Annotated in this window: 8 protein-coding genes; 4 read left to right on the top strand and 4 right to left on the bottom strand. The window is 58.9% G+C overall.

Annotated features, from left to right (window positions below):
• From ACP5E6_RS15500 to ACP5E6_RS15515, 4 genes are all read right to left on the bottom strand, one after another.
• Window positions 1-298 (bottom strand): hypothetical protein (locus ACP5E6_RS15500; protein WP_427955517.1); only part of this gene is annotated, 298 nt, incomplete at its 3' end.
• 55 nt (window positions 299-353) lie between these two features.
• Window positions 354-824, bottom strand: a complete 471-nt coding sequence (locus tag ACP5E6_RS15505; RefSeq protein WP_427955520.1) for a hypothetical protein — start codon at window positions 822-824, stop codon at window positions 354-356.
• A gap of 132 nt (window positions 825-956) precedes the next feature.
• Window positions 957-1,433, bottom strand: coding sequence for a hypothetical protein (locus ACP5E6_RS15510; RefSeq protein ID WP_427955522.1), 477 nt, complete (start codon window positions 1,431-1,433; stop codon window positions 957-959).
• Between the two features lie 85 nt (window positions 1,434-1,518).
• Entirely contained in the window at window positions 1,519-1,962 is a 444-nt protein-coding gene (locus tag ACP5E6_RS15515; RefSeq protein WP_427955524.1) for a hypothetical protein, read from the bottom strand.
• A gap of 1,403 nt (window positions 1,963-3,365) precedes the next feature.
• On the opposite strand from ACP5E6_RS15515, the gene ACP5E6_RS15520 reads away from it, so the two are divergent.
• The 4 genes from ACP5E6_RS15520 to ACP5E6_RS15535 all read left to right on the top strand — a co-directional run.
• A complete protein-coding gene (locus ACP5E6_RS15520) occupies window positions 3,366-3,845 on the top strand; it encodes a hypothetical protein (protein ID WP_427955527.1) in 480 nt (159 codons plus the stop codon).
• A gap of 118 nt (window positions 3,846-3,963) precedes the next feature.
• Window positions 3,964-4,629 (top strand): DotI/IcmL/TraM family protein, encoded by a 666-nt coding sequence (locus tag ACP5E6_RS15525; protein ID WP_427955529.1) that lies wholly within the window; start codon window positions 3,964-3,966, stop codon window positions 4,627-4,629.
• A 5-nt stretch (window positions 4,630-4,634) separates the two neighbouring features.
• A complete protein-coding gene (locus ACP5E6_RS15530) occupies window positions 4,635-5,711 on the top strand; it encodes a DotH/IcmK family type IV secretion protein (protein ID WP_427955531.1) in 1,077 nt (358 codons plus the stop codon).
• Between the two features lies 1 nt (window position 5,712).
• Window positions 5,713-6,169: hypothetical protein (locus tag ACP5E6_RS15535; RefSeq protein WP_427955532.1), on the top strand; the 457-nt coding region annotated here is incomplete at its 3' end.

The following is a 6,169-nucleotide window of genomic DNA, read 5'->3' on the forward strand; positions in this document are numbered from 1 at the left end:
GGAGGTTCTCGGTCGCCTGATCGTTCAGGGCAGCGTCCGTGATTTGTTCCTTGGCACCGACGGCGGCCTTGGCATAATTCGCGTTCTGGTTGAATCCGTTTTGCAGGGTTGTGCGCAGATCTCCGCCGCTTTTACTGGTGTAGCCGAATTCGCTTTCGAGCTTTCCCTCAATAGCGTTCTGCATGTTGGTGACGTCCGTGCCAACCGACACGACCTTGCTGGCAACCGCATTCACGGCTGCGATGAGCGCGGCGACGCTGGTCCCGAATAAAGCATGGGCTTTCGGCGGCTGGAGCACGGTGGCACCGAGAAGGATCCCAGCGCCGGCGGTGAGCAGGACCGATTTCTTAAAATCAGGAGCCATTGCCGACGCTCCCCTGGCTGGTCTGTGGTGCCGGGTACCCATCTGGCATGAGCGACGTGCCGTTGACGTAGAGCCCGGTGTTTTGGCCGAGGCTTGGCGATCCGGTGACGGAAAGCAGGTTGGCGCCGCCACCCCCGAAGGAGAGTTGCGGGCAGAAATTGCCGAACCCCGTGGTCCCGAAACCGCCGATCTGGAAGCCGGAGATCGAGATGCCGCATTGGCTGATCGAGGAGGTGGCATTTTGCCAGGCTTGATTCACACTGGCGCAGATCTGGCCCTCCACATCCTGAAAGATGGCGGTCAATGTGCTGGCGCTGAAAACGGACGTTATGAGGTTGAGCCCGACGCCGTGGAAGAAATTGGACAGGCAGGTGAGTTGTGTGACGGGTTGGGGTGCGGTCAGCACGTTGGAATCGGCTGATAATCCGGCCGATATGCCGGCAGCCGCGCCGTTGGCCATGGCGACGCATCCGGCGGTCTGCTCGGCATTCGAGGGCGGGGCGGTTGGGGCACCCGCGGCTGCTCTTGCCGTGACGGAGAGCGGGAGGGAGAAGGCGCTCGCGATCAGGAGCGCTGCTGGAAAGCGCATCATTTATATCGTCCTGTTGTTATAGGGATCCTGGAGGGGGCGTGAGGCTGTAGCGGCGGTGAGTGCCTCGATACGGATGGGTTGGGTCATCCGCTCGATGGTTTCCGCACGGCGGATCAGGGTGATGGTGTCGGTCACGATCCGGCCGCGGTGATCGGGGTCTGCGCCGATCATCGCTCTGATGATCCGCTCGCCCAGACCGTCCGGTAATTGCTCGAGGAAGATCAGCAGGGCGGTGCGGCGCTGTAGATCGAGCCAGGCGAACGCCGTCAGTAGGTGGTCGAGTGTCTCTGGCTCGAAGACGATCCTGGCGACGGTGTCTGCGTCGACGGTTTGACAGAGATCGGTGAAGAGTTTGCCGATCTCTGTGACTTTTGCCTCGACTTCGGGGGTGTCAGCCAGGATGGTGCCGGGAGCCAGGAAAATCTGCGGGAAATAGCGGATGATCCAGGCCTCGACGGCGTGGCGTTCGAGCGTCAATGATGAGGTTGCTGCGGGCATGAGCGGTCCTTTCACGCGGAGCGTGGCAGGCGCTATTGCAAGTGGAGCTATAAAAAATGCGTGGTCACGAAATTTTTTTTATCGTGATTATTGCTGTGGTTTTGGTGGCGCTCAGGTGCAATCCGAGCGGGGCGATTGCGGTTGCCAGCGTTGCGGGCCAGGGCAAACCGCCGCGCCAGGAGCAGGGCATGTCGTGGTCGATCCCCCTTGCGAAACGCACGGTGACATAGGGTGGGACGATGAGCGGCAATGCTGTGGCCAGCGGTATCGCGATGCCGAACCCTTCGACGATGGGATAGCCGGGGTGACGTGGCGGCAGCGGCGGTGCATTGGGGTCACGTGATGGGCGAGCGGACGCTGATTCGCCCAGAGTTCCTGTGATAGCCACCTTTGTATTGGCGGCGATGATGACGATGTTGGCCCGAGCTGGCTGCGTTATGGCCATGATTGTCGCAGCGGCAATCTTGATCAGCGCGGGATTGAGGCCTTGATGTCGTGTGTTAACCATGTCAGTCTCCTTTGAGCATCGACACGGTAATGGCGTCCGCGTTCGCCACTCGGAAAAATTATTTTATTATCTTTTTCCGTTTCATTTAGAAATAAAATAATAACGTAGTCGAAATCCTACAATATTCATTACGTTTTAATTTCTATTCACTCATTTGTGATTCGTCTGCGCTCGGGCTTTTGTCATTTTTTTGTATCTATCCGTATTTGTTATTCGGAATTGCAACGCTCCGTTGCAGAATGTTGTTGATCTCATGAAATCGAACTTCATTTCGCACGCGAATCTCGACCTCTAACCCATTGTTTCGCGAATCCTTAACCGGAATGATCATCGGCGCTTGCCAGAGATCAACCGCGACTCAATTCCTGTACGTCTTCGGTGTTTCTGGATGAGGTAACATGCCGTTATCCTGCGGCGTTTGCTGAAAATCTATAAAACCCAGAGTTCATTGCGACTCCGTTCTTATAGCGCAACTCGATTGCGCAGGGATCTCCGCGCGGAAAAATTTAATCATTGCATCGCGGCAGTCCTGTAGGGGATGATTTTATTAATTCGGTCTATTCCGATCGATGGTGGAGGCTCGTATGTCCATGACTACGACCCAGGATATGACTTGCAAAGACGCTGTGCGGCCCGAATGGGCTCGGCATAGCGACGATCATAATGTTGTAAGAAGATTTATATGGAATAACGGCGTACGGGCGCTTTCGTCAGCAGAAACCGTTACGATTCTGGCTGGTGGAGGATTTCAACCCACCCACCCCGTTGAACCGGCGTCGGAACAGACATCAGGGGCGCCTCTCTCTCATTCGCACGCAACCCGCATTGCGCTGCAGATGATCAGGCGATCTGCGCTACGTCCCGATCGAGGTCCGGGACGCCATCAGATCGCGGCCTGGGTAGGGCTCACAGCTGATGATGTCGTTGCAATTGCCCACGCCGATTGTGTCGTACCACCACACGATCGTCCGCTCCGCCATTACAAGAGCGAGCGCTACTTGTCGCACGGGCAACGGGTCCTGATCGTCAGGCATTTCGTGGCGCAGACCGACATTGTGGACATTGCCACGTTGGTGAACCGATCCCGGAAACAGTTGCTGTCAGCACTACGACGCATGGGGCTGCCCTATGGGCGTGGTGGATCCTTGCGCGCGGCGCTGTGTGCCGATCTTGCCATGGTTTCTCCGGCTTCACGGAGTGATGTCGTACCGGTCACGGCGCCCATTGACACCGCTACAGCGACGGACACGCCTGTAATTGCCCCAGCGGCGTCAGGTGTTTCACCGCAACCCGACCGGCGGCGCGAACGTAAATATAAGCGGAGAAGATCACCGGGACCGGGCAGGCAGGCAAAACCCCGGTGCCCCTCTCCGGCTTATCCGAGAGATCGTGCCGATCAATTGTTGACGGCTTTTGTGGCGCAGGTGGGCGCGGGATTGGATGCGGGATCTCTGGCACGGCTGATGATGGTGTCTGAAACCGTCTATAAAGCGGCGATCGGCAATTTCCGATTCGAAAAGCCCTCCCGGGGGCTTCCAACGCTTATGCGTGAATCTCTTGGGGTCATGTGGGTCGCCGGCGTTTCTCCCGATGGCTGCGCGGAGATTGCCGGGGTGTCGCGCCACGTCGTCGCCAGGACATTTTGTAACTATGCAGGCGATCCGGGATGGGGCCGGTGCAACCGGTCTATCTGGCCGGGGCGTCTTTGGGCCGGCTTCGATCTAGCCGAGATCGGCAAGTCTTACGGGGCTCAGAATTTCGTTTTCAGGAAATGTTTGGTCACCGGTCTGTTGTTCCCAGTGCGCCTCTCAGAAACGGCTACCCGTCGGATTGCGCCACACGTTGTCGCGAGCGGACATGCCTACGAGGGGTATGCCCTGTGACATTGCAGATATTTCCGAAGGATTTGCCAATTTCTACCCCTGTTTTTTTTCGCTTTGGACTGGCGATAGCGCCTGCAAACCTCAGGGTCGCGATGGAAAATTCCCCGGAGATCGATTGATGAGCGACGTGACGGCAGGCAGCGAAGGTAGCGTGGTCCCGGAGGTCAGCCCTGCCTCGCGGCAGATCCTCAATCCGTATTTCCTGCTGGCGCGCATTCGCAGCCTCGTGACATCGAACACCGTGCTCGCCTTCGCCATCCTGATCCTCGCCGGATGTCAGGTCTGGACCCTGCTGCACCCGAAACAGATGATTTTTTTCGGCACGTCGCGCAGCGGCGATCCGGTCCGGCTCTATCCGCTCAATCAGCCGATCTACGCGCAAAGCCGGGTTTTCAGATTCGCTACGGATGCGACGGATGAGGCTTATAGCGTCAATTTCGTGAACTATCGGCACGAGTTTACGCGTGTGAGCCGGAAATTTACCCGCGCCGGCTGGCAGGCTTTCGCGGCAAGCTTCATCACCGAGCATGATTTCGAGCGGATGAAATATTACGACCTCGTCGGCAGTGCTGTGCCCACCGCAGGGCCGTCCATCAAAAAGGAAGGGGTCGTGGGCTACCGATATACTTGGGAAATCCAATTCCCGATGGTGGTGACTTACCGCAATGAGCAGCGCCATTACACCGAGACCAGGATGATGACTGTCTATGTCGTACGGGCAAACCTCTTTCATCATCCGTCCGGGCTTGCGATCAGCCAGATTATTTCCGCGCCAATGGGATGACCCACATGTATTCCACCCTTCGACATCAGCGTCTCGCTCTGATCGCTCCTTTTATCGCCTTGGGCTCGACCGCTTTGGTCCTGGCAGCGGCACCAATCCCCGCCTGGGCGCAGAACGCACAACCCGCTGATGGGCAGGGACAAATCTCGGGTGCGGCGCAGTCGGTAGCACCTGCGTTTCTGCCGCGCGAGGGATCGCGGCACCCGAATTTCTCGGCAGCGGCGCGTAACGCGATCCCGATCACGCCGGGCATGATCCGTGCCTTGCAGCATCGCTATGACGGTGTGTCGAAAGCGATTGCCAATGCCCACACGTCCCCGCTGGCGGTGCCGGAGACCAATACCGTGCTTGTTGGCCTGGGGCCGCAGTCGGTCACCAATATCATACAGACAGCCTATGGATTTCCGACGGCGGTCGCCTTTCTCGACAATACCGGCGCACCGTGGCCGATCGCCTGGACCACCAATTCCGATCCCGCGCCGGGGTCGCCGACCAATAAATCCGATACCTGCGTCAATGGCGGTAACCCTGCGGCGGCCGCGAGCGCCGGATCGGCCATGCCGGCGATCGTCGCGTCCGGCTTCGTTGTCTGTGTTCCCTACAAGGGATCGAATGTGCTGGAAATCACCCCGAGGTCGCGCTATCCGCGCGGCGGGCTTCTGGTCAATCTCAAGGGTGCGTCCGCGCCGCTGACATTTCTTCTGCTGACCAGCCCGAGTACGTTCGAGGCCCGTCTCGACGTGCAGATCAATCAGCGCGGACCCGAAGCGTCACCGCAGGTCTATGTCCGCTCGAATGCCCCGGAAACCGGTGCTCCCGCGCTGACCGCCATGCTGAACGGGGTGCCGCCGGCGGACGCGGTGCCGCTCGGCGTGATCGGCGCATCACCGGAAGCGATCCGGGCATGGCGCTATCGGGGCCAGATCTACATTCGCACCCGCGACAAGATCCTCTCACCCGAATGGGATGGCTCGGAATACGGACCCGATGGTGTGGGGATCTATGCCGTGCCGAATACCCCGGTGGTTTTGATGTCGGGCGGCGATGGTCGGACTTTCTCCATTTCTTTCAAGGACGACTGACATGGCCGCGAAATTTCCGATCCTCGACAAGCTTCGTACCGGTATATCGGCCGTCGGCAAGAGAAAGCTGATGATCGGAGCCGGCGTGCTGGGCGTCACGGCGATCAGCGCCTACGCGGTGGTGAAACCCAAACCCAAGCCGCCGACCAGTGTTGTGGGGTTCGTCCCGAAGCTCGGCCATGGTGGCGGGACGCGCAACAAATCGGTCTCTGCGTATGATCAGGAACTGATGAGATACCAGGATAAGCTGGAAGCCAAAAAAGCGGTCGCCACCGGCGGAAGCTACGCGGGGCCGTTCGGTAACGCCGTCGCCAATCATCCGCGGCAAGTACAACAACCGGTCTTGCCCGCGATCGTCCCGGTCGATCAGAAACTGCCTGCGCGCCCGATCGCCGCTCCCCCCTCGACGCAGCCGACACATCCTGCTGCCGGTGCTGATCCCACGACGACGCAGCCGA

Source organism: Acidiphilium sp., assembly GCF_049977125.1.
Classification (GTDB): Bacteria; Pseudomonadota; Alphaproteobacteria; order Acetobacterales; family Acetobacteraceae; genus Acidiphilium.

What these genes read in the sequence shown, in the direction of transcription:
- ACP5E6_RS15515 (WP_427955524.1), bottom strand. Translation starts at nt 1,962, where the DNA reads ATGGTTAACACACGACATCAAGGCCTCAATCCCGCGCTGATCAAGATT.
- ACP5E6_RS15525 (WP_427955529.1), top strand. Translation starts at nt 3,964, where the DNA reads ATGAGCGACGTGACGGCAGGCAGCGAAGGTAGCGTGGTCCCGGAGGTC.
- ACP5E6_RS15505 (WP_427955520.1), bottom strand. Translation starts at nt 824, where the DNA reads ATGGCCAACGGCGCGGCTGCCGGCATATCGGCCGGATTATCAGCCGAT.
- ACP5E6_RS15530 (WP_427955531.1), top strand. Translation starts at nt 4,635, where the DNA reads ATGTATTCCACCCTTCGACATCAGCGTCTCGCTCTGATCGCTCCTTTT.